Annotated in this window: 26 protein-coding genes; 11 read left to right on the top strand and 15 right to left on the bottom strand. The window is 44.7% G+C overall.

Features of this window, described 5'->3' with window-relative positions:
* Positions 1-5: 5 nt before the first annotated feature.
* Genes bioD through bioA form a run of 5 tightly spaced genes read right to left on the bottom strand, consistent with a single transcriptional unit; the run spans position 6 to position 4,494 of the window.
* Positions 6-647 carry a dethiobiotin synthase gene (gene bioD, locus HMPREF9064_RS07865; protein ID WP_032997758.1) on the bottom strand — a complete coding sequence of 214 codons (642 nt, stop codon included), beginning with the start codon at positions 645-647 and terminating at the stop codon, positions 6-8.
* A complete protein-coding gene (gene bioC / locus HMPREF9064_RS07870) occupies positions 647-1,411 on the bottom strand; it encodes a malonyl-ACP O-methyltransferase BioC (protein ID WP_006716938.1) in 765 nt (254 codons plus the stop codon). Before bioC ends, bioD begins: the two co-directional genes overlap by 1 nt.
* Positions 1,405-2,055, bottom strand: a complete 651-nt coding sequence (locus HMPREF9064_RS07875; protein WP_006716936.1) for a DUF452 family protein — start codon at positions 2,053-2,055, stop codon at positions 1,405-1,407. Before HMPREF9064_RS07875 ends, bioC begins: the two co-directional genes overlap by 7 nt.
* Positions 2,040-3,212, bottom strand: coding sequence for an 8-amino-7-oxononanoate synthase (locus tag HMPREF9064_RS07880; protein WP_006716934.1), 1,173 nt, complete (start codon positions 3,210-3,212; stop codon positions 2,040-2,042). The genes HMPREF9064_RS07875 and HMPREF9064_RS07880 overlap by 16 nt, the downstream gene beginning before the upstream one ends.
* On the bottom strand, positions 3,205-4,494 hold the full coding sequence (bioA, locus tag HMPREF9064_RS07885; RefSeq protein WP_006716932.1) for an adenosylmethionine--8-amino-7-oxononanoate transaminase: 1,290 nt from the start codon (positions 4,492-4,494) through the stop codon (positions 3,205-3,207). The genes HMPREF9064_RS07880 and bioA overlap by 8 nt, the downstream gene beginning before the upstream one ends.
* A 227-nt stretch (positions 4,495-4,721) precedes the next feature.
* Here bioA and asd point away from each other — a divergent pair, with 227 nt between their 5' ends.
* The 10 genes from asd to HMPREF9064_RS07935 all read left to right on the top strand — a co-directional run bounded on the left by asd (position 4,722) and on the right by HMPREF9064_RS07935 (position 13,379).
* A complete protein-coding gene (gene asd, locus HMPREF9064_RS07890) occupies positions 4,722-5,591 on the top strand; it encodes an archaetidylserine decarboxylase (RefSeq protein ID WP_006716928.1) in 870 nt (289 codons plus the stop codon).
* Between the two features lie 25 nt (positions 5,592-5,616).
* The gene (locus HMPREF9064_RS07895; protein ID WP_006716926.1) at positions 5,617-6,249 is read left to right on the top strand and encodes an FKBP-type peptidyl-prolyl cis-trans isomerase; all 633 of its coding nucleotides are present in this window, start codon (positions 5,617-5,619) and stop codon (positions 6,247-6,249) included.
* 221 nt (positions 6,250-6,470) lie between these two features.
* The gene (gene glnB / locus HMPREF9064_RS07900) at positions 6,471-6,809 is read left to right on the top strand and encodes a nitrogen regulatory protein P-II (RefSeq protein ID WP_006716923.1); all 339 of its coding nucleotides are present in this window, start codon (positions 6,471-6,473) and stop codon (positions 6,807-6,809) included.
* A 3-nt stretch (positions 6,810-6,812) separates the two neighbouring features.
* Entirely contained in the window at positions 6,813-7,868 is a 1,056-nt protein-coding gene (locus tag HMPREF9064_RS07905; protein WP_006716921.1) for an AI-2E family transporter, read from the top strand.
* A 124-nt stretch (positions 7,869-7,992) separates the two neighbouring features.
* Positions 7,993-9,036, top strand: a complete 1,044-nt coding sequence (gene mltG / locus HMPREF9064_RS07910; RefSeq protein WP_006716918.1) for an endolytic transglycosylase MltG — start codon at positions 7,993-7,995, stop codon at positions 9,034-9,036.
* A gap of 1 nt (position 9,037) precedes the next feature.
* Entirely contained in the window at positions 9,038-9,670 is a 633-nt protein-coding gene (tmk, locus tag HMPREF9064_RS07915) for a dTMP kinase (RefSeq protein WP_006716917.1), read from the top strand.
* Positions 9,667-10,650 carry a DNA polymerase III subunit delta' gene (locus HMPREF9064_RS07920; protein ID WP_006716915.1) on the top strand — a complete coding sequence of 328 codons (984 nt, stop codon included), beginning with the start codon at positions 9,667-9,669 and terminating at the stop codon, positions 10,648-10,650. Before tmk ends, HMPREF9064_RS07920 begins: the two co-directional genes overlap by 4 nt.
* 3 nt (positions 10,651-10,653) lie before the next feature.
* Positions 10,654-11,436 (top strand): TatD family hydrolase, encoded by a 783-nt coding sequence (locus HMPREF9064_RS07925; RefSeq protein WP_006716913.1) that lies wholly within the window; start codon positions 10,654-10,656, stop codon positions 11,434-11,436.
* A gap of 31 nt (positions 11,437-11,467) precedes the next feature.
* Positions 11,468-11,992 carry a DUF1523 family protein gene (locus HMPREF9064_RS07930; RefSeq protein WP_006716911.1) on the top strand — a complete coding sequence of 175 codons (525 nt, stop codon included), beginning with the start codon at positions 11,468-11,470 and terminating at the stop codon, positions 11,990-11,992.
* Between the two features lie 91 nt (positions 11,993-12,083).
* Positions 12,084-13,379, top strand: coding sequence for a polyamine export protein PaeA (locus tag HMPREF9064_RS07935; protein ID WP_032998080.1), 1,296 nt, complete (start codon positions 12,084-12,086; stop codon positions 13,377-13,379).
* A 140-nt stretch (positions 13,380-13,519) separates the two neighbouring features.
* Here HMPREF9064_RS07935 and folA read toward each other — a convergent pair whose 3' ends face one another.
* The 3 genes from folA to HMPREF9064_RS07950 are packed head-to-tail and all read right to left on the bottom strand — an operon-like array spanning position 13,520 to position 15,293.
* Positions 13,520-14,002, bottom strand: a complete 483-nt coding sequence (folA, locus tag HMPREF9064_RS07940; RefSeq protein ID WP_006716908.1) for a type 3 dihydrofolate reductase — start codon at positions 14,000-14,002, stop codon at positions 13,520-13,522.
* 39 nt (positions 14,003-14,041) lie between these two features.
* A complete protein-coding gene (locus HMPREF9064_RS07945; protein WP_006716906.1) occupies positions 14,042-14,506 on the bottom strand; it encodes a threonine/serine exporter family protein in 465 nt (154 codons plus the stop codon).
* 1 nt (position 14,507) lies between these two features.
* Positions 14,508-15,293: a threonine/serine exporter family protein gene (locus HMPREF9064_RS07950; RefSeq protein ID WP_081456142.1), complete on the bottom strand. Its 786-nt coding sequence runs from the start codon at positions 15,291-15,293 to the stop codon at positions 14,508-14,510.
* Between the two features lie 165 nt (positions 15,294-15,458).
* On the opposite strand from HMPREF9064_RS07950, the gene proB reads away from it, so the two are divergent.
* On the top strand, positions 15,459-16,565 hold the full coding sequence (proB, locus tag HMPREF9064_RS07955) for a glutamate 5-kinase (protein ID WP_006716901.1): 1,107 nt from the start codon (positions 15,459-15,461) through the stop codon (positions 16,563-16,565).
* 95 nt (positions 16,566-16,660) lie between these two features.
* On the opposite strand, the gene mog is transcribed toward proB, so the two are convergent.
* The 7 genes from mog to lpxB all read right to left on the bottom strand — a co-directional run bounded on the left by mog (position 16,661) and on the right by lpxB (position 23,187).
* Positions 16,661-17,242, bottom strand: a complete 582-nt coding sequence (gene mog / locus HMPREF9064_RS07960; RefSeq protein ID WP_032997757.1) for a molybdopterin adenylyltransferase — start codon at positions 17,240-17,242, stop codon at positions 16,661-16,663.
* Positions 17,243-17,310: 68 nt separating this feature from the next.
* Positions 17,311-18,240 (bottom strand): phosphatidate cytidylyltransferase, encoded by a 930-nt coding sequence (locus tag HMPREF9064_RS07965; RefSeq protein WP_006716893.1) that lies wholly within the window; start codon positions 18,238-18,240, stop codon positions 17,311-17,313.
* Positions 18,240-18,872, bottom strand: coding sequence for a lysophospholipid acyltransferase family protein (locus HMPREF9064_RS07970; RefSeq protein WP_006716891.1), 633 nt, complete (start codon positions 18,870-18,872; stop codon positions 18,240-18,242). The genes HMPREF9064_RS07965 and HMPREF9064_RS07970 overlap by 1 nt, the downstream gene beginning before the upstream one ends.
* Before the next feature lie 10 nt (positions 18,873-18,882).
* Positions 18,883-19,491 carry a CDP-alcohol phosphatidyltransferase family protein gene (locus HMPREF9064_RS07975; RefSeq protein ID WP_006716890.1) on the bottom strand — a complete coding sequence of 203 codons (609 nt, stop codon included), beginning with the start codon at positions 19,489-19,491 and terminating at the stop codon, positions 18,883-18,885.
* Between the two features lie 17 nt (positions 19,492-19,508).
* The gene (locus HMPREF9064_RS07980; protein WP_006716888.1) at positions 19,509-21,371 is read right to left on the bottom strand and encodes an SLC13 family permease; all 1,863 of its coding nucleotides are present in this window, start codon (positions 21,369-21,371) and stop codon (positions 19,509-19,511) included.
* A gap of 39 nt (positions 21,372-21,410) precedes the next feature.
* On the bottom strand, positions 21,411-22,010 hold the full coding sequence (rnhB, locus tag HMPREF9064_RS07985) for a ribonuclease HII (protein WP_006716887.1): 600 nt from the start codon (positions 22,008-22,010) through the stop codon (positions 21,411-21,413).
* Positions 22,003-23,187, bottom strand: a complete 1,185-nt coding sequence (lpxB, locus tag HMPREF9064_RS07990; protein ID WP_032997756.1) for a lipid-A-disaccharide synthase — start codon at positions 23,185-23,187, stop codon at positions 22,003-22,005. Before lpxB ends, rnhB begins: the two co-directional genes overlap by 8 nt.
* Positions 23,188-23,239: the final 52 nt, after the last annotated feature.

Below are 23,239 nucleotides of genomic sequence, written 5' to 3'. Positions count from 1 at the left end.
CAACGCTAAAAATCGATTTTTTCCATCAACATAAATTTTGTCTCCGGAAAGCGTTTGGCTAAGTAACCGCGCAGATATTGTTGCGTATCTTGCGCAATCAATTCATCCGCCGACGGATAAAGATTATAAATCAGTGCTTCTACGGTAATTTTTCGCTGCGCGCATGCCTCAAGGCTGAGTAATGTGTGATTAATACTTCCCAATCTGCCCGACGTTACCAGAATTAACGGATACCCACGCGCCGCAAGGTAATCCAACGTGGTTTTCTCCTCGGAATAAGGCACCATCAAGCCACCCGCGCCCTCCAGCAAAACATAATCGTAGTTTTGCGCCAAAAGTGCGGTGGATTTTTCAATGATTTTTTCATCAATGCAAGTCTGTTGCAAACGTGCGGCCATGTGAGGCGAACAAGGATAATCAAACAAATAAGGACATGTAATGCCCTGACGATCTTCCTCGGTTAACGCAATGCCTTGGATTTTTCGATGCACGACAATATCTTCTGATATTTCCTGACAGCCCGTTTGCACCATTTTCTGTGTAATCACCGAATATCCTTGCTGCATTAAATACTTAGCGTAATACCCTGTCGCGATAGACTTACCAATATCTGTATCAATTCCCGAAACGAATAATACCTTTCCCATCATATTTCCTCTTTTTTCTGCGCCAACATTAAAATAGGCACATAAGTTAACGAGACCTTGCCCTGCTCGTCGGCATACTGTTGTCGATATTGCTCACAAAATTGGGCAACTTTCTTGTAGTGCCAAATTTGATTATTGGTGGCCGTCACACCGGTCTCTTTCAAATGTTTAAGCACCGATAACGGCGAATCAAATTTCAACTGAATTTCTTTTTGCTCTAAATGCAACACGGAAAAATCTGACGTTAATGTCTCCTGCCATTGTGCTAAATCGGGGTAATCCAAACCGACGCCCGTTAATGCTCTAACTTCGTGTAAATTGGTCGGTGCAAAGGTGCCGAATAAAATCATGCCATGAGGCGTTAAATAATTTGAACAACGTTGAAGAAACGCCAGCGGATTAGCAAACCATTGAATGGTCGAGGCAGAAGCAATCAAATCATATTGATGGGCAAAATCGAGACGCTCAGCACACCCTTGATAAAAACGATAATTTTTCTGTGGCAAATTACGTGCCAAGTGGTTGGCAATATCACATAAATCATTGCAATCCCAATGTGTTGTGTTGATATGTTGCATGAGTAAGCGGGTAAAATTGCCAGTGCCACAACCAATCTCTAACACACTGTGAAATTGATTTCCGCCTTTCTCCAATAGCAACTGTAATAAATCCTCGGTGATTTGCTTTTGAGCAATGGCATTTTGTTCGTAGGTTGGTAAGGCGGCACTAAAACATTGCATCACCCGTTGTTGTGTTACTACCATAGCTGTTCCCAAGTTTGTAGCAATGGGAAAAGGTAATGCCCTCCAACCATTTCACTCACCTCACAGCGTTCATGCCAATAATTTCGCTGATTTTGTGTAGGGAAAATACGATCTTGTGTACCAATAATCGCTTGCGTCCAAGATAACGCCGTATGTTGATGTTCTGCCGATAACACATCATAAAGTGCGGTCAATTCTGCGTGTATTTCTTCAATTGAACGCCGTCCTTCCAAAGATTGATATTGCTGCAATAACTGTTTGTCACCACACATGCGACGCTCAAATTTACCTAGATTAATTTCATCTAGCGTATCCAACGTGCCTTGAAAAACGGCGCATGGAATGCCGTAGTCATCATGCATGGGCAAGCCTGTGCCATTCATCGCCGTTGCAGAAAGCAAAGGGATTTGTCTCATCACACGTTCAGCTACCCAAACGCCCATCGACCACGCCACCAAACGCACATTTTCATAACGAGAAAAATCAAACTCCAACGAAAAATCCCGATAGTCATAACACAGCAACAAATCATACGCCGGTGGAATGGCTAAATGTTGTACGGCAGAAGGCGGTGTGCCCCAACCGGCAAAATAAACGATTAAATTCCGGCTTGGTGGATTTTGGCTAATTAATTGATATTGCATAAAAATAACTGTTCTATAAATTGCTCAAGTTCATCATGCGTGATGTCGGCAGTGAGAGACAAACGAATGCGCGAGGTGCCGACAGGCACTGTCGGCGGACGAATCGGTAGGCAATAATATCCTTGCTGTTGCAGACGTTGCGCCGTTTGCACGGTGCATTGGTTGTCACCCAGAATAAACGGCACAATATGGCTTTCGCTTGGCATTGGCATATTTAACTTTTCTGCCACGACGTGCCGTAAGCGCGCGCTTAATTGCATAAGATGTTGCCGTTTCGCCTGAAAGTGCGGTCGTTTTTCAAAGAGAAATTCTGTCCACGCCACATTAAACGGAGGTAACGCAGTGCTGAAAATCAACGGGCGCATGGTGTTGATTAAATAATCTTTGATCACTTGATCGCAAACCACATAAGCCCCCATCGACGCCAACGCTTTGCCGAACGTGCCCACCAAGAAATCAATGTACGGAAGACAATTCATTTGCTCGGCAACGCCTAACCCCTGTTCGCCGTAAACCCCAATGCCATGCGCTTCATCCACATACAACATAACATTGCCAAATTGCCGTTTAAATTCAACTAATTGAGGCAAATCGGCAAAATCGCCGTCCATGCTAAACAGGCTTTCCGTCACCACAATAATGCGTTCGTAGTTGAGATGTTGTTTTTGCAAAATCTCGTGCAAATGGGCGTAATCATTGTGGCGATAACGCACAAACGGCGCATCGCTCAAACGAATGCCGTCAATAATACTGGCATGCACCAGCTTGTCTGCCACGATCAACGTCTGTTTATTGGCTACCGCCGGTAAAATGCCGATGTTGGCGTGATAGCCGCTGTTAAATAACAAACAGGCTTCACGCTGAAATGCCTCCGCCATCTGCTGCTCAAGACTTTCATACTCAGAGAAATTCCCGGTTAATAAACGGGAAGAGGATGAGGTAAAGTGCGGTCGTTTTTCAGCGAGTTTTTCAAGAAACGCTTGCTGCAATGCATCGTCATTAGCCAGCCCGAGATAATCATTGGAAGCCAGATTCAGCATTGACCGTCCGTTTTGCTCCACAAACTTGCCCTTATGCACAATTTGCGGAAAACGACGATATTGTTCTTTTTGACGAAGTTTTTCCAATTGCACTGCAAAATAATCTGACTTACTCATGGTATTCCTCTTCAATCGCCGCCAGCATGCCTGCCGTTAACGCAGATAATTGGGTTGGTGTGATAATGAATGGCGGCATGATATAAACGAGCTTGCCGAAAGGACGTACCCAAACACCGTGCGCCACCAGACGCGCCTGCAAACTCGCCAAATTCACCGGTTCGTGCATTTCCAATACGCCGATGGCGCCTAGAACACGCACTTCTTTGACGGATTTAAAACTTTCTGCGACCTGTAACTCGGCTTTCAGTTGGGCTTCGATCCGTTGGACATTACCCACCCAATCACTTTCCAACAACACATCAATGGATTCAGCGGCAATGGCACAAGCCAGCGGATTCGCCATAAAGGTCGGGCCGTGCATAAAACAGTGCGCTTCGCCCTGACAAATGGTTTGCGCAATAGCGCGTGTGGTGATGGTGGCGGACAGGGTTAAATAACCGCCCGTAAGTGCCTTGCCGATGCACATAATATCCGGCGAAATACCGGCATATTCCGCGGCAAACAATTTGCCCGTGCGTCCAAAACCGGTGGCAATTTCATCAAAAATCACCAATACGCCGTATTGTTCGCACAGCTGCTTGGCGCGCATCAAGTACATCGGCGAATAGAAATACATTCCTCCCGCCCCTTGTACCACCGGTTCCAAAATAAGTGCGGTCAGTTCTGCGCCTTTTTTTTCTAATAAATCTGCTAAAGGTTTAATATCGTCTTCGTTCCAAGGCTGCCCAAAAGGCGTTTGCGGCTGCGGGAGAAAATATTGCACCGGCAAACTTTTCGCAAACAGCCCATGCATGCCTGTCACCGGATCGCACACCGACATCGCATGCCAAGTGTCGCCATGATAACCGGAACGAATGGTGGCGAATTTATGCCGTTGTGTTTCGCCTTTGGCGTGTTGATATTGAATCGCCATTTTCATCGCTACTTCTACTGCAATGGAGCCGCTGTCGGCAAAGAAGATTTGCTCCAACCCCTGCGGCAATAAAGGCAATAATTTTTGCGCCAATTTGACGGCGGGTTCGTGCGTTAAGCCGCCAAACATAATGTGGCTCATGTGTTCCAACTGTTTTATCGCGGCCGCATTCAAGCGCGGATGATTGTAGCCGTGCAACGCCGCCCACCAAGAGGACATGCCGTCAATTAGTTGGCGACCGTCTTTAAGCGTGATCATCACACCGTCAGCGCGTTCAACGGCATAAATCGGTGTAGTCGGTGGAAGGGCGGCATAAGGATGCCAAATATGCTCACGATCAATTTGCAATAACTGTTGTTGGTTCATAGGCTTAGCTTCAAAAATTGAGAAGTCGTAATTTTACCTGAGAAAATAAGGCAATTCTAAAGCTTTGCACTTCCCCGTCCGATTTTTTGTGTTTTTTGAGGCATTTGCCACAATTTTGATGATTTTCAGCGTGGAATAAGGAGGCAAATCCGCCGATACATTGCACAAGCCGAATAAGTTGTTATAATCACCGACTTCTTTTTGACACTGTAGAAAAAATAACCACTATGAATAAATTCACTTATTGGCAACGTGCGAAAGTTGCTTTTCAATACATTATGCCGCAACTGTATTTAACCCAATTAGCCGGCTGGTTTGCCCAACAAAAATGGGGTGCGGTAACACATTTCGTGATCAAGGTTTTCGCAAAGAAATACAACGTAGATATGAGCGAAGCAAAAAAAGAGAACTTTAGTGATTATGAAAGCTTCAACCAATTTTTTATTCGTGAGTTAAAAGACGGCGCGAGAAAAATCAATGAAAATCCGACCGCACTTTGCTTGCCGGCGGATGGTCGCGTGAGCCAAATCGGGCATATTGACGATGAACGTTTATTGCAAGCCAAAGGGCATTTTTTCAGCCTATCTGATTTATTAGCCGGCGATGAAGAATTAGTTAACACCTTTAAAAACGGCGAATTTGCCACGATTTATTTATCTCCGCGTGATTATCACCGCGTCCACATGCCGTGCGATGCGACCTTGCGCAAAATGATTTATGTGCCGGGCGATTTATTCTCGGTCAATCCGTTCTTAGCGGAACACGTGCCAAATTTATTCGCTCGCAATGAGCGCGTTATTTGTGTTTTTGATACAGCGTTCGGCCCAATGGCACAAATCCTTGTGGGGGCGACCATTACTGCCAGCATGAGCACGGTTTGGGCCGGCGTCATTAATCCGCCACGCACCGGTGAAGTCAAAGTCTGGACATATCAAGGAGACAACGCCATTAAACTTACCAAAGGTCAAGAAATGGGCGCATTCCAATTGGGCTCAACCGTCATTAACTTATTCCCGGCGAATTCCGTGACCTTAGCAGAACATTTAGAGGTGGACGTTCCGGTAAGAATGGGCGAAATCTTAGCCACAATGAAATAGTTTTATCAACAGAAAGGAAAACAACATGACAGCAGAATTTTTCAATCAAGTGACATTAGACGATACCGAAGCCAAAGGCAGTTATGGTATCGGTTTGCAAATCGGTCAACAATTATTGGATAGCCAATTAGCGGTGAAAGCGGAAGCGGTAGCAAAAGGGATTTACGATGTGTTAAATCAACATGCGCCGGCATTAGATTTCAACGAAATCAGCCAAGCGTTGCAACAATTGCAACAACAAGCTGCGGAAGCCCAACAAGCGCAATTCAAAGAAATTGAAGCCGCAGGCAAAGCTTTCTTAGAGGCGAACAAACAAAAAGACGGCGTGAAAGTCACGGATTCCGGCTTACAATATGAAGTGTTAGTTGAAGGCAACGGCAACGTGCCATCGACAACAGACAAAGTACGCGTTCACTACACCGGCACATTACCGGACGGTACCGTATTCGACAGTTCCGTCGCACGCGGCCAACCGGCAGAATTCCCGGTTAACGGCGTAATCAAAGGTTGGATCGAAGCGCTTTCTATGATGCCGGTTGGTTCCAAATGGCGTTTGGCAATTCCACACGAATTAGCCTATGGCGAACGTGGCGCAGGCGCAGCCATCCCACCATTTAGTCCATTAGTCTTTGAAGTGGAATTATTAGAAATTCTTTAATCGGATAACTTATCTCACTCAAAACGGCGTTAATCATAGCGCCGTTTTTTTATGTAAAAATCTCCATGCTATTTAATTTCCTCACCAAGAAAAGTGCATAAAAGTGCGGTCGTTTTCCGTGATGTTTTTCATACTCTCCAGTGTTTTTCACTCTCAAGATCTGATAAAGTCTGCGCTCACAACAGGCTGATTTTTAATGACCATTTTCAGGAGCAACAAGAATGAAAAAAATCGAAGCAATCATTAAACCGTTTAAATTGGATGATGTGCGCGAAGCCTTATCCGACATTGGCATTACCGGCATGACCGTCACCGAAGTCCGTGGTTTCGGACGCCAAAAAGGACATACGGAATTGTATCGTGGTGCCGAATACATGGTGGATTTTCTGCCGAAAGTGAAAATGGAAATTGTGGTACCTGATGATTTATTAGAACAATGCTTGGACGCTATCGTCGATACGGCACAAACCGGCAAAATCGGGGACGGCAAAATTTTTGTGTATGAAGTGGAACGGGTGATTCGTATCCGTACCGGTGAAGAAAACGAGGATGCAATTTAGTTAATGGAAAAACACGCTTCTTTAGTAAAAGCACTGGTCGCCTGTGCTGCTATCGTGATTATTTTAGCCGGTATTAAAGCGGCCTCAGAAATTGTCGTGCCATTTTTACTGTCGCTGTTTATCGCGATTATTTGCTCGCCGTCACTCAATTACCTGACCAAGAAAAAAGTGCCCTACGGTCTCGCTATTGGCTTGTTGTTAGCATTGACTTTAATCGTCTTTTTCTTTCTGTTCGGCTTAATTAACAGCACAATCCAAGAATTTAGCCAATCGATCCCGCAATATCGCCAATTATTAGGCGAACGGGTTAATAGCCTAGTGGCACTTTCACAAAGTCTGAAAATCCCGTTGGATATTTCCGAAAAAAGCATCATGGAGCATTTCGATCCAAGCGTGATCATGAATTTTGTGCGTCGTGTTTTTCTCAGTTTTTCCGGCGTGGTCACCAATATTTTCGTGTTGGTGTTAGTCGTGATTTTCATGTTGTTGGAAGCCCCTTATGCTAAACACAAATTTGCCGTGGTATTTAGCAGTGACTCGAAGGAAATCAGCCAACAAGAACGTTATTTAGATCGTATTCTACAAGGCGTTATCAGCTACCTTGGCGTAAAAACCATGATGAGTTTGTTAACCGCTATTTGCATTTGGCTTTTATTGGAAATTGTCGGTGTGCAATATGCGATTTTGTGGGCAACACTGAGTTTCCTGCTCAATTACATTCCCAATATCGGCTCAATTATCGCTGCCATTCCGATTATCGTACAGGCATTGTTACTCAACGGTTTTGTGGTGGGCTTAGAAGTCATTATCGGTGTCATTGCCATCAACATGATTATCGGCAATGTGCTTGAACCTCGATTAATGGGTAAAAAATTGGGGCTTTCCACGTTGGTGGTATTCCTGTCTTTGTTGTTCTGGGGATGGTTGCTAGGAACAGTAGGAATGTTGCTGTCTGTGCCGCTCACCATGGCACTCAAAATTGCCTTAGAAGCTAGCCCAACAACCGTGAAGTACGCCTTGTTGCTCGGTGATTCTGACAGTGCCCATGAAAATAAATAATCCTGCGTATCAGAGCCTTGTTTCGACAAGGCTCTTTTTCGATAAAAAACACAATTTCGTGCTATAATCCCGCCACTTTTATCATCATTTTTACAACGTCTTTCACAACGCCACGATCACGCATATGAAAAAATTTTTCTTCCTTCTTTTGTTCCTCGTTGCCTTATTGGCAGGCGCCGGCTTTTGGGGATATCAACAACTAGAACAGTTTGTACAACAACCCGTCAATGTACAAAAGGATCAACTTCTTACCGTAGAACGTGGCACAACCGGTAATAAATTAGTCACGTTGTTAGAGCAAGAAGGTATTTTGGACAGTGCCGCATTATTGCCTTGGGCCTTAAAATTGCACCCGAAATTGAGCAAAGTGAAAGCGGGCACTTATTTGTTGGATGATGTGAAAACCGTAGAAGATTTGCTGAAATTACTCAACTCAGGCAAAGAAGCGCAATTTAACGTGCAATTTATTGAAGGCAACACCTTTAAAAATTGGCGAAAACGCCTCGAAAACGCACCGCACTTAAAACAGACCTTAAAAGATAAATCCGAACAAGAGATTTTCCAGTTATTGGCACTGCCAAAAGTCTCAAAAGCCATTGATGAATGGATGAAAATCGACGGTTGGTTGTATCCGGACACTTATAATTACACGCCGAACTCTACCGACTTAGAACTGTTGCAACGCGCTGCAGAACGCATGAAAAAAGCCTTAGATAAAGCCTGGAATGAGCGCGATAAGGACTTACCCTTAGAAAATCCTTACGAGATGTTGATTCTCGCGTCTATCGTAGAAAAAGAAACCGGCATCGCCGCAGAGCGCCCTCAAGTGGCATCGGTGTTTATCAATCGTTTGAAAGCCAAAATGAAGCTTCAAACCGATCCGACAGTGATTTACGGCATGGGGGAGGATTACAACGGTAATATTCGTAAAAAAGATTTAGAAACGCCGACCCCTTATAACACCTATGTGATTGATGGTTTACCGCCAACGCCGATTGCCATGCCAAGCGAAGATGCATTACAAGCTGTGGCGCATCCTGCGCAAACGGAATTTTATTATTTCGTTGCCGACGGCACGGGCGGTCACAAATTCAGTCGAAACTTGAATGAACACAATAAAGCGGTGCAGGAATATTTACGCTGGTACCGCCAACAAAACGGAAAATAATATGGCAGGCAAATTTATCGTGATTGAAGGCTTGGAAGGCGCGGGCAAAAGTACCGCCCATCAATGTGTCGTGGATACCTTAAAGGAATTGGGTGTTAATGATGTCGTGTTCACCCGCGAACCCGGTGGCACACCGTTAGCAGAAAAATTACGTCACCTCATTAAACATGAAACAGAAGAGCCGGTCACAGACAAAGCCGAATTGTTGATGTTATATGCTGCCCGAATTCAATTAGTGGATAATGTCATTAAGCCCGCCCTCGCCAAAGGCAAATGGGTCGTTGGGGATCGCCATGATATGTCGTCACAAGCGTACCAAGGCGGTGGCCGCCAGTTGGGAGCTGCTTTTTTAACGCATTTAAAACAAATCGTATTGGGCGATTTTGAACCGGATTTGACCCTGTATTTAGACATTGATCCAGCCGTCGGTTTAGCCCGCGCCCGTGGACGAGGTGAGCTGGATCGTATCGAACAACAACATCTGGATTTTTTCCACCGTACCCGTGCCCGTTATTTAGAATTGGTAAAAGACAATCCGAAAGCCGTGATGATCAATGCGGAACAATCCATTGAGCAAGTGCAGGCAGACATTAAAAGTGCGGTCAAAAATTGGTGGATTTCGCTATCAAAATGAGCCTTTTAACCCCTTGGCTGACGCCAACTTATCACAAAATCACAAAGGCTTTTGATGAGGCTTTAGGGCACCACGCCCTGCTGATTCGCGCCGATGACGGCCTTGGTGTAGAGCAACTTTGCTCCGCGTTGGCAAAACGTCTGATGTGCTTAACACCCAACGGGGCGGAGGCTTGTGGCGAATGCCATGCTTGCCATTTAATGCAAGCCAACAGCCACCCGGATTTCCAGCCTATCTCGCCCATTGATAACAAAGACATCGGCGTGGATCAAATTCGTGCCATGAACGAACAAGCGACGCAGCATGCGCAGCAAAACGGCAATAAAGTCGTTTATATCGAACAGGCACATCGTCTGACGGAAGCCGCTGCCAACGCCATTTTAAAAACACTGGAAGAGCCTCGTCCGAACACCTATTTCATTTTGCAGTGCGATATGCAAAAGGCGTTGTTGCCAACCATTTACAGTCGCTGCCAAGTGTGGAACCTCTTACCACCGGACACAGTCACGGCATTACAGTGGTTGCAATCACAAACATCCGCCGAAACATCCGATATATTGACCGCACTTCGGGTGAATTATGCTCGACCACTGCTCGCACTTGCCATGTTAGAGCAAAATTTACTGGCGCAACGACGGGAATTTTTACGCCAATTTTGGCTATTCTATCGTCGTTGTTCGCCCTTGGAATTACTGCCGTTTTTTACTAAAGAACTTGTCTTGCAGCAGCTGGATTGGTTGTCGGCTTTTTTAAGCGACAGTTTGAAAAACAAGCTGCATATTCACGAAGACTGGATTTGTCAGGATATTGAACAAGGCGTCATTCAATTTAGCCAAGGACTGTCTGCACCGGCATTGTTAAAAGCGACACAAATTGTTGGCAAAGTGCGGTCAGATTTATCGGCAAATTCGGCGTTGAATTTAGAATTGATTTTACTCGACGGGCTGACCCGTTTAATTACTGAAGTGTTTGAAGGATAAAATATGTTTATTGTGGATTCCCATTGCCATTTGGATGCCTTAGATTACGAAACATTACATCAAAATATTGCTGATGTCGTGGCAAAAGCAAAAGCACGCGATGTGAAACATTTATTAGCGATTGGCGTGACCTTGGGCCGTTTTGAAAAAGTGTATCCGGAATTAGCAAAATTCGATAACGTCTCTTTAGCCTGTGGCGTGCACCCGCTGGATTTTGAAGAAGAACCTTATGATGCCGCGCGTTTGTTACGCTTGGCACAAGATCCAAAAGTCATCGCCATCGGCGAAATCGGCTTAGATTATTATTACAGTGCAGAAAACAAAGCCGCCCAACAAGCCGTGTTTGCTAGCCAAATTGACGTGGCCAACCAGCTAAATAAACCGGTCATCATTCACACACGCGAGGCGCGCGAAGACACGATTCGCCTATTACGCGACAATCAGGCAGAAAAGTGCGGCGGCGTTTTGCATTGTTTTACCGAAAACTATGACATGGCAAAACAAGCGTTAGACTTGGGTTTTTACATTTCCATTTCAGGGATTATCACCTTTAAAAATGCGGAAGAACTTCGGGATGTGGTGCGCAAACTACCGTTGGATCGTCTGTTGGTGGAAACCGATTCGCCTTACTTGGCACCGGTGCCTTATCGCGGTAAACAAAATCAACCGGCATATACCCGCGAAGTGTGTGAATATATTGCGACATTGAAAAGCGTTTCAGCCGAGGAAATGGCGCAAATCACCACGCAAAACTTCGAGCGTTTATTTAAAATTCAGGTACAATAATTAACCAATCTCATTTCAATAGGACAAAAAGATGAGAAAATTTTTAAAATATTTTTTTATTTCCGTCATTTTTCTTTTTCATTTATGCATTGCTGCGGCGATAAATTATGCGATGCCGAGCTATGATGTCACCAAAGTGACCGGCGTTGAGGTGAAACGGGTAGATAAAGACGGGCCGATTACAAAAGCCAATCCGGTAGACGGCCCGACCCGCGATGTGTATTTTATCAATACGCAACATGAAAACGGCAAAGTGATGGTATATCGCAACGAAGATACCCGTTGGGGTTTTCCGTTCTATTTCAAATTCGGCTCAGCAAATTTACAGGCATTGGCGCAAGCCTTGGGCAATGAAGAAAAAACCGTGGAAATTAAATATTACGGTTGGCGTCTGACCATGTTTGATGAGTTTCCAAATGCGTTATCCGTAAAAGAAGTAACGGAAACCAATACCCCAAGCCACCCGATTTTTAGCTATATTCTTTACGTACTTTTATTCTTTACCTTCTTCTTTGCCGTGCAGTTTATTCGCGGCTGGTTTGATAGCGAAAATTAGGTTTCTTTTTTCATTTCTTTTGTGCGGTTAAAAACACAGTCAAAATTAACCGCACTTTATGTCTCGTTTACATCAAGTTATTGAGAACCTTATGAGTTTATTCAGCGCAATTTTAATTTTAATCTTACTGATTATTGTCAGCGCCATCGTGTCCTCTGCCGAAATTTCATTGGCAGGCGCGCGTCGTATTAAATTACAAAACATGGCTAACGAAGGAAATACTAAAGCGGCCATGGTGCTCAAATTACAGGAGCAGCCGGGGCGTTTTATTACGGTGGTGCAAATCGGCTTAAATATGGTTGCCGTCTTAGGCGGGGTCATTGGCGAAGCAACTATCAGCGTGCATTTACAAGCGTTTCTGCAACAATATACCGATGCGCCTTGGGTTGACAGTGCTGCATCTTGGCTTGCCTTTATCATTGTCACCGCTTCGTTCATTTTATTAGCAGATTTAATGCCAAAACGTCTTGCATTAATCAATCCGGAAGCGGTGGCACTACGCACGGTACGCATTATGCAACTGTGCATTATCCTATTAAAACCGATTGTGTGGATTTTTGATTCGTTGGCGAATGTGATGTTCCGCCTGTTCAGAATTTCCACCGTACGCGTTGAAAGCATGACATCAGAAGATATTGTCGCTGTCGTAGATGCGGGCGCAGAAGCCGGTGTGTTAAAAGCACAGGAACATTATTTAATCGAAAACATCTTTGATATGCAGCAACGCAAGGTCACCTCAACCATGACCACGCGTGAAAACATCATCTTTTTAGACCGCACTTTCACCCGTCAACAAGTGCTGGACACGTTAACGAAAAACTCTCATTCTAAATTATTGATTTGCGATCAGGGCTTGGATCATATTTTAGGGTATGTGGAATCCCACAGTTTGTTGACCTTGTTTTTAAAAGAAGAACAAGTGCAATTAACTGATAACCGCTTATTGCGCAAGTTGTTGTACGTGCCGGACACGTTGTCCTTATATGAAGTGTTAGAGCTATTTAAATCCACCGGTGAAGATTTCGCCGTCATCGTCAACGAATACGCGTTAGTCGTAGGGATTGTGACCTTAAACGATGTGATGAGCATTGTAATGGGCGAATTGGTTTCCAGTGAAGAAGAACAAATTATTCGCCGTGATGAAGATTCTTGGCTGATTGATGGCGCCACACCGTTGGAAGATGTGAAACGCGCCTTGGATATCGAAAGTTTCCCGCACGATGAAAACTATGAGACCATCGCCGGCTTTATGATGTATATGTTGCGCAAAATCCCGAAGAAAACCGATTTTGTGTTATATGACCGCTATAAATTTGAAATCATTGACACCGAGAATTTTAAAATCGATCAATTGATGGTGTCCTTTAGAAAAGACTTGGCGGAATAAGGATTCTTTTCACTTAGGCGAGCGTTCCGTTTTGCTCCCGCTCGTCAACCCTATTCCAAGTATTCTTCCTCCCCCTACATCAGACCAAGGAGGAAGAATATCAAAACGCACGGAAAACCCACCGCACTTTTACGCAAAAATCACTTTCTTACCAAAATCAAAAAACGGCAATCGTAAGAATTTTGTTCATCGGCAGGACGGTATTGTTCAAATTCAATCGACCAGTCATTCCAATCGATTGGTGGAAAGAAAGTATCGCCCACCAATTCTGTTTGAATTTCAGTGAGGTAAAGACGATCGGCTTGCGGTAAATATTGTTTGAAAAGCTGTCCACCACCAATCAGCATAATCTCCTCGGAATCGCGCACAAAATCCACCGCACTTTCCAGACTCGCTTTCCACACAACGCCTTCATGCATGAAGGGTTGACGTGAAAGCACAATATTCGTGCGTTTCGGCAACGGGCGACCAATGCTTTCAAAGGTTTTGCGCCCCATGATCACTGGCTTGCCGGTCGTGTTTTGACGAAACCAAGCCAGGTCAGCAGGCAAATGCCACGGCATTTGGTTATCTTTACCGATAACATGATTTTTCGTCATGGCGACAATTAGGCTTAAATTCATGTATTTTCCTAAGTTATTTAATGGCTTAACGTGCGGTTACTATACCACAGGTTTTCCACGATAGAACAACAGGCCCGGCAACGCCAACCCAAAAACTAATGCACCAAGAATAAAGGTGGTGTTTATAAAGGAATTGATCATTTGTGCAAACAGTTCGTCAGAAAAACCGTAATGGTGAATCTGCACAATCGCTATCATGGCTTTGTAAGCATGCACGCCGGGAATCATTGGAATAATTGCCGCCACGGTGAAGACTTTCGGATGGGCCAAATAACGATGGGAAAGGTGAACCCCGATAAAACCAATCAGCGCAGCACCAACCACCGTGGCAAAAATAATCGGCATATCCCAATGGAGCAACAAGGTACGGGTTACATGCCCTAACGCGCCAAGCATCGCGCAATATTTCAGTGCTTTAGCCGGCACATTGAACAACAGCGCAAAGCCCACGGCTGGAATTGCCGCAAAGAACATATCATCGAGTAACCAAAATAACCAATCCATCTTAGTTCCCCCAAGTCGTAATGTTCAGCACGCTGAGCGCAAAGACAATGCCCAAACACGCCCCAAAGGTGAGAATGGTCGCCACCGCCCAACGACTAATCCCCATGTTAACGTAGCCTTTTAAAATATCCGCCAGTGAATTGATTAACGGGAATCCAGGCACCAACAACAACGCGCTGGACGCCAAGGCAATTTGCGGATCATTGCCGATTTGATATTTCAAACTCATGCCCGCAATCAATGACGCCACAAAGGCTGTAATGCAAAAAACAATCATGGGATTGTAATGGCGTTTCGATAATTCCTGCCGCACATACATCGCCACAGAGGAAGCCAAGAAAGTGATAAGACTAATTAATGCATCGCCTCCGGATAAATGCGCAAAGGAGGCACAAGACAACCCCACCATCAAGACAACAAAATAACGGTTATATTTTAATGGTTTGAGGTGGTCTAGTTTTTTCTTCACCAGATGTAAATCGTATATACCATGTTCCGCAGAAATAATAATGCGTTGAACATCCGTGACCATTTGCATATTAATGCCTTTGTCGGCACTTTTACGGGTCGTCGTAATACAATGTCCGTTGGTGAGCGTGGTAAGAATCACTGCGTTAGCGGTTAATGCACATTCCACGCTGGCAACCCCAAGCGCAACACCAAGTCGTTGCGTCATTTGCACGACCACCGCACTTTCCACACCATGTTGTAATAACAACAACGCTGTTTCTACGCATACACGGGTAACGTCTCGTTGGTATTCCTGAGTAATCTGTTCTGCTTTCATCATACTTTTACCTAAATTGACTGTGCCGCCCATTATAAAACTTTCTAAAAGGAACAACAGTATTTCATCCTGCCCCTATTGAAGTGCGGTGGATTTCCCCGATAAATTTAATGCTTTTTGCCACGCTTAATGCTAACTTAAACGCATTTTTGACAAGGAGTCAGTATGCAACAGAATAACAAAACGATTGTGGTGAAATTCGGCACCAGCACCTTAACCCAAGGCACACCCAAATTAAATTTAGCATACATGATGGAAATCGTCCGTCAGTTGGCACAATTACATCGCGCCGGCTTTCGTTTAGTGATTGTCACTTCAGGCGCCATTGCCGCCGGTCGACATTATTTAAATCACCCGCAATTACCACCTACTGTAGCATCCAAACAATTATTGGCGGCAGTGGGTCAAAGCCAGCTGATTCAAACGTGGGAAAAACTCTTTGCCATTTATGATATTCATATCGGGCAAATGTTGTTAACCCGTGCGGATATTGAAGATCGCGAACGTTTTCTCAATGCGCGCGATACATTGCATGCATTATTGGATAATCACATCATCCCTGTTATCAATGAAAATGATGCTGTCGCCACAGCAGAAATTAAAGTGGGTGATAACGACAATTTATCCGCCTTAGTGGCAATTTTAGTGCAAGCGGAACAGCTTTATTTATTGACCGATCAGCAGGGCTTGTTTGACAGCGATCCGCGTAAAAATCCACAGGCGAAATTGATTCCGGTCGTGGAGAAAATCACCGATCATATTCGTTCTATCGCGGGTGGTAGCGGCACAAATTTAGGTACCGGTGGCATGTCCACCAAAATCACCGCAGCAGATGTCGCTACCCGTTCTGGCATTGAAACTATTATTGCGCCGGGTAATCAACCTAACGTCATCGTCGATTTAGCATACGATCAAGCCATCGGCACTAAATTCACGGTACAGGCGGATCGATTGGAAAGTCGCAAGCAATGGCTCTTCGCCGCCCCCTCAGCAGGCGTGCTAACGATCGATGATGGAGCACAAAGTGCGGTGTTAATTCAGCACAAATCCTTGCTACCGGCGGGTATCGTTGATGTGAGCGGGCGTTTCTCCCGTGGTGAAGTTGTGCGCATTCGTAACTCACAAGGCAAAGATATTGCTCTCGGCATGCCACGTTATAACAGCGATGCACTGGAATTAATCAAAGGTAAACAGTCTCATGATATTGAACAACTGCTTGGTTATGAATATGGAGCCGTCGCCATTCATCGAGATGATATGATTGTGCTATAAACAAAAAACGGTATTCCATCAAAACAAGGGAATACCGTTTTTGTTTTAGTGCGCTGTAAAAATGCCGTCAAAAATGACCGCACTTTTCTCCCCATTTAACTCCGGCGTGCTGATTTCGGGCGGAAACTGGCAATGATTTCCGGTTTAGTGTCGATATACAATCCGTTGATGAGCTGCAAGCAATACGGCACGGCGCTAAAAATCCCCTTCACCAACACATTACCGTTTTCATCTTTTACGCCTTCTAACGTTTCTTTAATCGCCTTCGGCTGCCCCGGTAAATTTAAAATCAAACTGTCTTTACGAATCACGCCCACTTGACGAGAAAGAATGGCTGTCGGCACAAAATGCAAACTGACTTGACGCATTTGCTCGCCAAACCCCGGCATTTCACGATCCGCGACAGCAAGTGTCGCATCCGGTGTAACATCTCGTTTTGCCGGCCCGGTGCCGCCGGTGGTGAGCACCAAATGACAATGTTCTTCATCCACTAAGTTGCATAGCGTGCGCTCGATTTCCGGTTGCTCGTCCGGAATCAGGCGTTCGACTACCTCAAAAGGCTCCACCAACGCCTGTTCCAACCAATGTTTAAGTTCCGGAATGCCTTGATCCGGATACACGCCTTGCGATGCCCGATCAGAAACAGACACCAACCCAATCTTTAAAAGTGCGGTCATTTTTTCTCTCATTTTTAAGGTTTGTTAATCAATAAATCCGGCTAGAAGCCGTTCTCACAAAAATCCTACTAAGCCCAATAATATCTCACCACATGGAAGAAAATTGGCGCAGCAAAGCAAAGGGAATCCATGCGATCTAGCATACCGCCGTGGCCACTAATCATATTCCCCCAGTCTTTTACCCCCATGCTGCGTTTCATCGCGGACATCACTAAGCCGCCTAAAAAGCCCATAAGGCAGATTAATAAGCTCATTAACACCGCTTGTACCGGGTTAAAGGGCGTAAGCCAATAAAGCAAGCCACCCAGCACACTGGCGCTGACGACACCGCCTACAAAACCTTCCACGGTTTTGGATGGCGAGAGTTTTGGCGCAATTTTGTGTTTGCCGAACAACTTGCCCCATACATATTGTAATACATCACTGGATTGCACCACTAAAATCAAGAAAATCATCAATAGCAGTTTTTTATCTTCAAAACCTTCAATGTCTAATGTCAGGATTGCCGGGATGTGAGAAATACAAAAGACACTGATCATCAATGCCCATTGCACTTTGGTGGAGCGATCTAAGAAATGCGCTGTGTCGCCCAACAAGGCGGAAAGGATTGGCAAAAACAGGAAACCATACACCGGAATGAAGATGGTGAACATACTGAACCAGTCAATTGCCACTAAAAAATATTGAAGAGGCAGAATGACGTAAAAACAAGCGGCAAGTGCGAGATGATCGCCACGACGAATATAAAGCAATGATAAAAATTCACGCAATGCCATGAAAGAAATGACAAAAAATAACCCGATTACGCCATAAAATCCCAATGCCGCGGCGGCAAAGATGATCAGAATCATGATCCACCAGGCATTAATGCGTGCGTTAAGATTATCAATTACCGCATGAGGGGTGGAAAAGCCGACTTTGAATTTCAATCCATAACCGATTGATGACGCAATAATTAAGGTGATGATTAACCCACCAAACAGTTGCCATATTTCCATTATGCTTTCCCTTTTTCGGTTAAATTTAGACTTAATAGTGCCTGTTCGGCTCGGTTCAAGAAATCGGTTTTGTCTTCCGCCTCACGGTAGAAGAGCGGCTCTCCCATATATAAATCGCACAACAGCGGAATTGGCACCACAAAACCCTTCGGCAAAACATTATGCATATTACTAATCCATACCGGCACAAGTTCTAATTGCGGGTTTTGCTTTGCGATGTAATACAAACCACTTTTGAAAGGTTGTAGCGCCACATCGTCGTCCATTTTACGGGTGCCTTCAGGGAAAATAATCAGAGAATGATGTTGCAAGGCATCACTAATTTGTTCGGTAATGGCTTGCGGGTTATCGCCGCCCCGCTCAATCAACAACATATTAAACACTTTGTATGCTAAGAAACGACGAATCGGCCCTTTTGTCCAATAATCCGCACCGGCAACCGGACGGGTGTTTTTGCGCACTTGATAAGGCAAAGAGACCCACAACAAAATAAAATCACCGTGGCTGTTATGGTTGGCAAAATACAAACGATGTTTATCCGCGGATTGCTGTTCCACATTTTTTTGTGGACGGACGCCGGTGATAAAGGAGGTGAAACGACATAAAAGAAAATCGATCAATTTGGCTAACATAATCACGCTCCTATTCGTTACCCACTTCAGCCAAGCCAGACTTCACACGTTTGACACAAGTGACAATTAACAGAATGATGACAATCCAAAGCAGCCAATAGAGAAAATCCGGTAAAGTCGGAACAAAAACATAAACCAAGCCTAACACGCCAAACAAAAACGCTCGGTCGCTTTTACCTAACGGACCATCATAACGACGTGTTTTTCCTTGCACTTGCCCGAGCACACCACAAAATTCCGTCAATGCCGACAACCAAATGATCAAGCCAATTTGTAACGTATCAAAAGGATGGACAAAAGCAAAAGGCAAATATAATGCGGCGTCAGACACGACATCAGTGATTTCATTCAGGTATCCGCCCAAACGGGATTTTTGGTTAAATTCACGCGCTAACATACCATCAATGGCATTAAGTGCCATGCGCACGAACAACCAAATAGGAATCAAAATAAAAAGCCAGTGATAACCGGAAAATGCGGTCAAAATTAGCCCTAAAATAACAGAAATGGCACACGCGGTTAAGGTGACTTGATTGGCAGTCACACCACGTTGTTCCAGCTTTATCACGAGAGGACGTAATAGATTTTGGAATTTAGGTTTCAGATCATAAATACTCATCACATTCTCCTTAAACGTTAAAAAGGAAAGAGTAAAGGAATAAGAAACACGCTCACTAACATCACTAAAAGAGTGAACGGCACACCGACTTTGACAAAATCAGCAAATTTATAGCCACCGGGGCCAAAAACCATGGTATTCACCGGCGATGATACCGGCGTCATAAACGCGGCTGAAGCAGCGATGGCCACCACCATCGCAAATGGCATCGGGGATAAATTGAGTTGATGTGCCATTGTAATGGCGATTGGCGCAATCAAAATTGCAGTCGCTGTGTTAGAAATGAATAAACCGACAACAGCAGTGAGAATAAACAGGCTAATTAAAATCCAATGTTTGCCCATGCCGCCAACTAAATTCAGCATTAACTCGACAATCACCGACACCCCGCCGGTTTTCTGTAAAGCCAACGAAAATGGCATCATGCCTACAATCAATACAAGACTTGACCAGTGAATCGAATCATAGGCACTTTTGCTATCTACGCAACGGAAGTAGCCTAGCATTAAGCAAGCAATGAGGGCAGCCACCACATTTGGCACAAGGCGGGTCACCATCAACACCACCATCACCAAAATACTTAACAAGGCATAAGGCGCTTGGCTTTGCGCCGGCACCGCTCTAGTAATTTCGCTCGGATAATTTAATACAAAGAAATCTTTGCTGTGGCTACGCATTTGCTGGATGAGTTTCCAATCACCAATCACCAACAATAAATCCCCGGCTTTATAGGGAGTTTCGACAAAATGCCCACCAAGCACTTCTCCGTCACGCTTAATGCCCACCACGTTCAAACCGTATTTGGAGCGAAAAGCAAGTTCCTCAGTCGATTTTCCGATACAGTCGGAATCCGGCACTAAAATCAATTCCGCCATGCCAATAGAACTGGCTTGTTCAGAAAAAGACTGTGCGCGAATTTCCGCCCGCTCTAGATTATATTCCTGACAAAATGCTTTCAAATTGAGTTCAGGATCGCTGCTATCCATCAATAAAATGTCTTTCTCACGGACTTCTGAGGAACCAAGCGCAGCAATAAATATCGGGCGAAAACGCTTCCAACGTTCAATCGCCAACACGTTCAAACCAAATTTAGAACGTAAATGTAATTCATCCAGATTTTTACCAATAAGCGGTGAGCCTTTTCTTACCACAAAACGCTGCGTGCGTTGTTGCAAACCATATTCATGAATTAAATCACTCATGGAACGTTTATCCATGCTGTTGGTTTCATTTTCTTTATCGGACTTTAACCAACGACGGGCAACCAGCATATAGCCGATCCCCATAAACAAAATCACTAAACCAATAGGCGTAAAATCGAAGAATTTCAAACGCATATCCGTTTCGCGTACCAACTCGGCATTCACCACGAGGTTGGGCGCTGTCGCAATCAACGTCAACATGCCGCTAATAAGCCCGGCAACGCTCAGTGGCATCATCAAACGTTTTGGCGAGATATTCATTTGGCGACAAATCATCAGCACCACAGGAATGAAAATGGCCACGACACCCGTGGAACTCATGAAAGCCCCCAGTCCAGCCACGGCTAACATCATGAAAACTAAGACTCGGGCTTCGCTGTTATGAGAAGCTTTTAACAGCCATTCACTCACTTGATACGCCACGCCGGTACGTACCAAGCCTTCCCCAACAATGAACAATAAAGCAATCAGAATAATATTAGGGTCACTAAACCCGGCAAACACTTCTTGTACGGTTAAAATGCCACTGAGGCTGAACGCCAACATCACCAAAATAGCGACGACGTCCATGCGAATGCGGTTACGAATGAAGAGAATCACGGAAGCAATGAGCAACAATAGCACCCATACCCAAGGTTCCGGACGGAAAGAATCAAGTAAGCTGGTGAATTGGTTCATGGCGCCCTCCGTGCTAAAAATGTTCAAATGCAGGTCAAATTATAGCGATTCTAATAATTTTTTAACAGGCGCAAAACTACGGCGATACTGTGGTAAAAGGCCAAATTCGGCGATTTTTTCCAAATGCAATTTCGTTGGGTAGCCCTTGTGTTGCGCAAAGGCATATTGTGGATATTGTTGATCCAATTCCAACATTTCCTGATCCCGTGCGACTTTTGCCAAAATAGACGCCGCACTAATTTCCGCGACTAAAGCATCCCCTTTAACAACTGCCTGAGCAGGTATCGACAAATTTGAAGGAATCCGATTGCCATCCACCAACACAAAGTGCGGTTGAATTTTCAAATGTTTTACCGCCCGTTCCATGGCAAGCATGGAAGCATGCAAAATATTCAACTCGTCGATCTCATGTGGTTCCGCTCGCCCAAGCGCCCACGCCAAGGCTTTTTGCTTAATTTCTTCCGCTAACAATAAACGTTTTTTTTCCGACAGTTTCTTAGAATCAGCAAGCCCCTCAATAGGATTGTTCGGATCCAAAATCACTGCTGCCGTCACCACGGCACCGACTAACGGCCCGCGTCCTACTTCATCTACACCGGCAATTAGCGCATAGCCCTGTGGGTACACAAACTTATCCATGAGATGGCTCCAATAAATCAATCACTGCTTGTGCGGCTTGTTGATCGGCATTGCATTGAATCCTTTGGTGTAACTCAGCAAAACGTTGTAATAAAACATGGCGATTTTGCACCGCACTTTTATCCTCACTTAAATACAGGGACAATTTTTCTGCCAACTTCGTCGGATTGCAGTCTTCTTGAATTAATTCCGGCACTAACATTTCATCCGCCAGCAAATTTGGTAAAGAAACGTATTTGGTTTTCACCAAGCGTTTGGCTAAGAAATAGGTGAAAGGCTTCATACGATACCCCACTACCATCGGGGATTTACATAACATCGCTTCCAACGCAGCCGTACCTGAGGCCAGCAACGTTGCTTCTGCGGTGATCATGGCGGCACGCGCATTGCCGTCCAATAAAATCATATCCAATTCCGGCGCAACGCATTGTTTGATTTGTTCAAATTGCTGACGAAGTTTTTGATTAATTAACGGCACAAGAAATTTAACATCCGGATAACGCTGATGTAGCAGTTGCGCAGTTTGTAAGAAAGGTTCACTCAGAAATTCCACCTCTGAACCACGACTCCCCACCAGCATCGCCACATAACGCTGCGTTGGATCTAAATTCAGTAATTGGCAGGCTTCATCACGATTTGGTTTCAACGGAATGGCATCCGCCATGGTGTGCCCAATAAAGCGACAAGGCACATTGAAACGATCATAAAAGGCTTTTTCAAAAGGCAAAAAGGCAAGCACTAAATTAGTGGCTGCTGCGATTTTATACACACGTTTCTGACGCCATGCCCACACTGACGGACTCACATAATGAATGGTTTTAATGCCTCGTTGTTTGAGCTTCAATTCTACGTCTAAGTTAAAATCCGGTGCATCAATGCCAATGAAAACATCCGGTTTTAATGCCGATAATTGCTCGATGATGCTACGGCGGATTTTGAGTAAGCGTGGTAGATGTTTCAGCACTTCCACCAATCCCATCACGGATAACTCTTCCATATCAAACAGAGTTTCAAATCCTTCGGCAATCATGCGTTCACCGCCAATACCGATAAATTTGGCATGCGGATAACACGCTTTCAGGGCATGAATTAAACCTGCTCCGAGAATGTCACCGGAGACTTCGCCTGCGATGATTGCAATGGTTGGAGAATGATTGAGGGATATTGAATTTGGCATAGTCAAAACTCTGAAAAAAACGACCGCTCTTTTAGTCATAGAAAAGAGCGGT

It is taken from the genome of Aggregatibacter segnis ATCC 33393 (assembly GCF_000185305.1).
In the GTDB taxonomy this organism is placed as follows: domain Bacteria; phylum Pseudomonadota; class Gammaproteobacteria; order Enterobacterales; family Pasteurellaceae; genus Aggregatibacter; species Aggregatibacter segnis.
The sequence above is the reverse complement of the archived record's forward strand: the minus strand, read 5'-3'. Positions and strand labels throughout refer to the sequence as shown.

Coding starts and splice junctions, on each gene's coding strand:
- bioC (WP_006716938.1), bottom strand. CDS start 1,411: ATGGTAGTAACACAACAACGGGTGATGCAATGTTTTAGTGCCGCCTTA.
- bioD (WP_032997758.1), bottom strand. CDS start 647: ATGGGAAAGGTATTATTCGTTTCGGGAATTGATACAGATATTGGTAAG.
- lpxB (WP_032997756.1), bottom strand. CDS start 23,187: ATGCCAAATTCAATATCCCTCAATCATTCTCCAACCATTGCAATCATC.
- HMPREF9064_RS07905 (WP_006716921.1), top strand. CDS start 6,813: ATGGAAAAACACGCTTCTTTAGTAAAAGCACTGGTCGCCTGTGCTGCT.
- bioA (WP_006716932.1), bottom strand. CDS start 4,494: ATGAACCAACAACAGTTATTGCAAATTGATCGTGAGCATATTTGGCAT.
- asd (WP_006716928.1), top strand. CDS start 4,722: ATGAATAAATTCACTTATTGGCAACGTGCGAAAGTTGCTTTTCAATAC.
- proB (WP_006716901.1), top strand. CDS start 15,459: ATGCAACAGAATAACAAAACGATTGTGGTGAAATTCGGCACCAGCACC.
- tmk (WP_006716917.1), top strand. CDS start 9,038: ATGGCAGGCAAATTTATCGTGATTGAAGGCTTGGAAGGCGCGGGCAAA.
- HMPREF9064_RS07975 (WP_006716890.1), bottom strand. CDS start 19,491: ATGAGTATTTATGATCTGAAACCTAAATTCCAAAATCTATTACGTCCT.
- rnhB (WP_006716887.1), bottom strand. CDS start 22,010: ATGGATAAGTTTGTGTACCCACAGGGCTATGCGCTAATTGCCGGTGTA.
- glnB (WP_006716923.1), top strand. CDS start 6,471: ATGAAAAAAATCGAAGCAATCATTAAACCGTTTAAATTGGATGATGTG.
- HMPREF9064_RS07965 (WP_006716893.1), bottom strand. CDS start 18,240: ATGGAAATATGGCAACTGTTTGGTGGGTTAATCATCACCTTAATTATT.
- HMPREF9064_RS07880 (WP_006716934.1), bottom strand. CDS start 3,212: ATGAGTAAGTCAGATTATTTTGCAGTGCAATTGGAAAAACTTCGTCAA.
- HMPREF9064_RS07925 (WP_006716913.1), top strand. CDS start 10,654: ATGTTTATTGTGGATTCCCATTGCCATTTGGATGCCTTAGATTACGAA.
- HMPREF9064_RS07970 (WP_006716891.1), bottom strand. CDS start 18,872: ATGTTAGCCAAATTGATCGATTTTCTTTTATGTCGTTTCACCTCCTTT.
- HMPREF9064_RS07980 (WP_006716888.1), bottom strand. CDS start 21,371: ATGAACCAATTCACCAGCTTACTTGATTCTTTCCGTCCGGAACCTTGG.
- mog (WP_032997757.1), bottom strand. CDS start 17,242: ATGACCGCACTTTTAAAGATTGGGTTGGTGTCTGTTTCTGATCGGGCA.
- HMPREF9064_RS07895 (WP_006716926.1), top strand. CDS start 5,617: ATGACAGCAGAATTTTTCAATCAAGTGACATTAGACGATACCGAAGCC.
- HMPREF9064_RS07920 (WP_006716915.1), top strand. CDS start 9,667: ATGAGCCTTTTAACCCCTTGGCTGACGCCAACTTATCACAAAATCACA.
- HMPREF9064_RS07950 (WP_081456142.1), bottom strand. CDS start 15,293: ATGAAAGCAGAACAGATTACTCAGGAATACCAACGAGACGTTACCCGT.
- mltG (WP_006716918.1), top strand. CDS start 7,993: ATGAAAAAATTTTTCTTCCTTCTTTTGTTCCTCGTTGCCTTATTGGCA.
- folA (WP_006716908.1), bottom strand. CDS start 14,002: ATGAATTTAAGCCTAATTGTCGCCATGACGAAAAATCATGTTATCGGT.
- HMPREF9064_RS07935 (WP_032998080.1), top strand. CDS start 12,084: ATGAGTTTATTCAGCGCAATTTTAATTTTAATCTTACTGATTATTGTC.
- HMPREF9064_RS07945 (WP_006716906.1), bottom strand. CDS start 14,506: ATGGATTGGTTATTTTGGTTACTCGATGATATGTTCTTTGCGGCAATT.
- HMPREF9064_RS07930 (WP_006716911.1), top strand. CDS start 11,468: ATGAGAAAATTTTTAAAATATTTTTTTATTTCCGTCATTTTTCTTTTT.
- HMPREF9064_RS07875 (WP_006716936.1), bottom strand. CDS start 2,055: ATGCAATATCAATTAATTAGCCAAAATCCACCAAGCCGGAATTTAATC.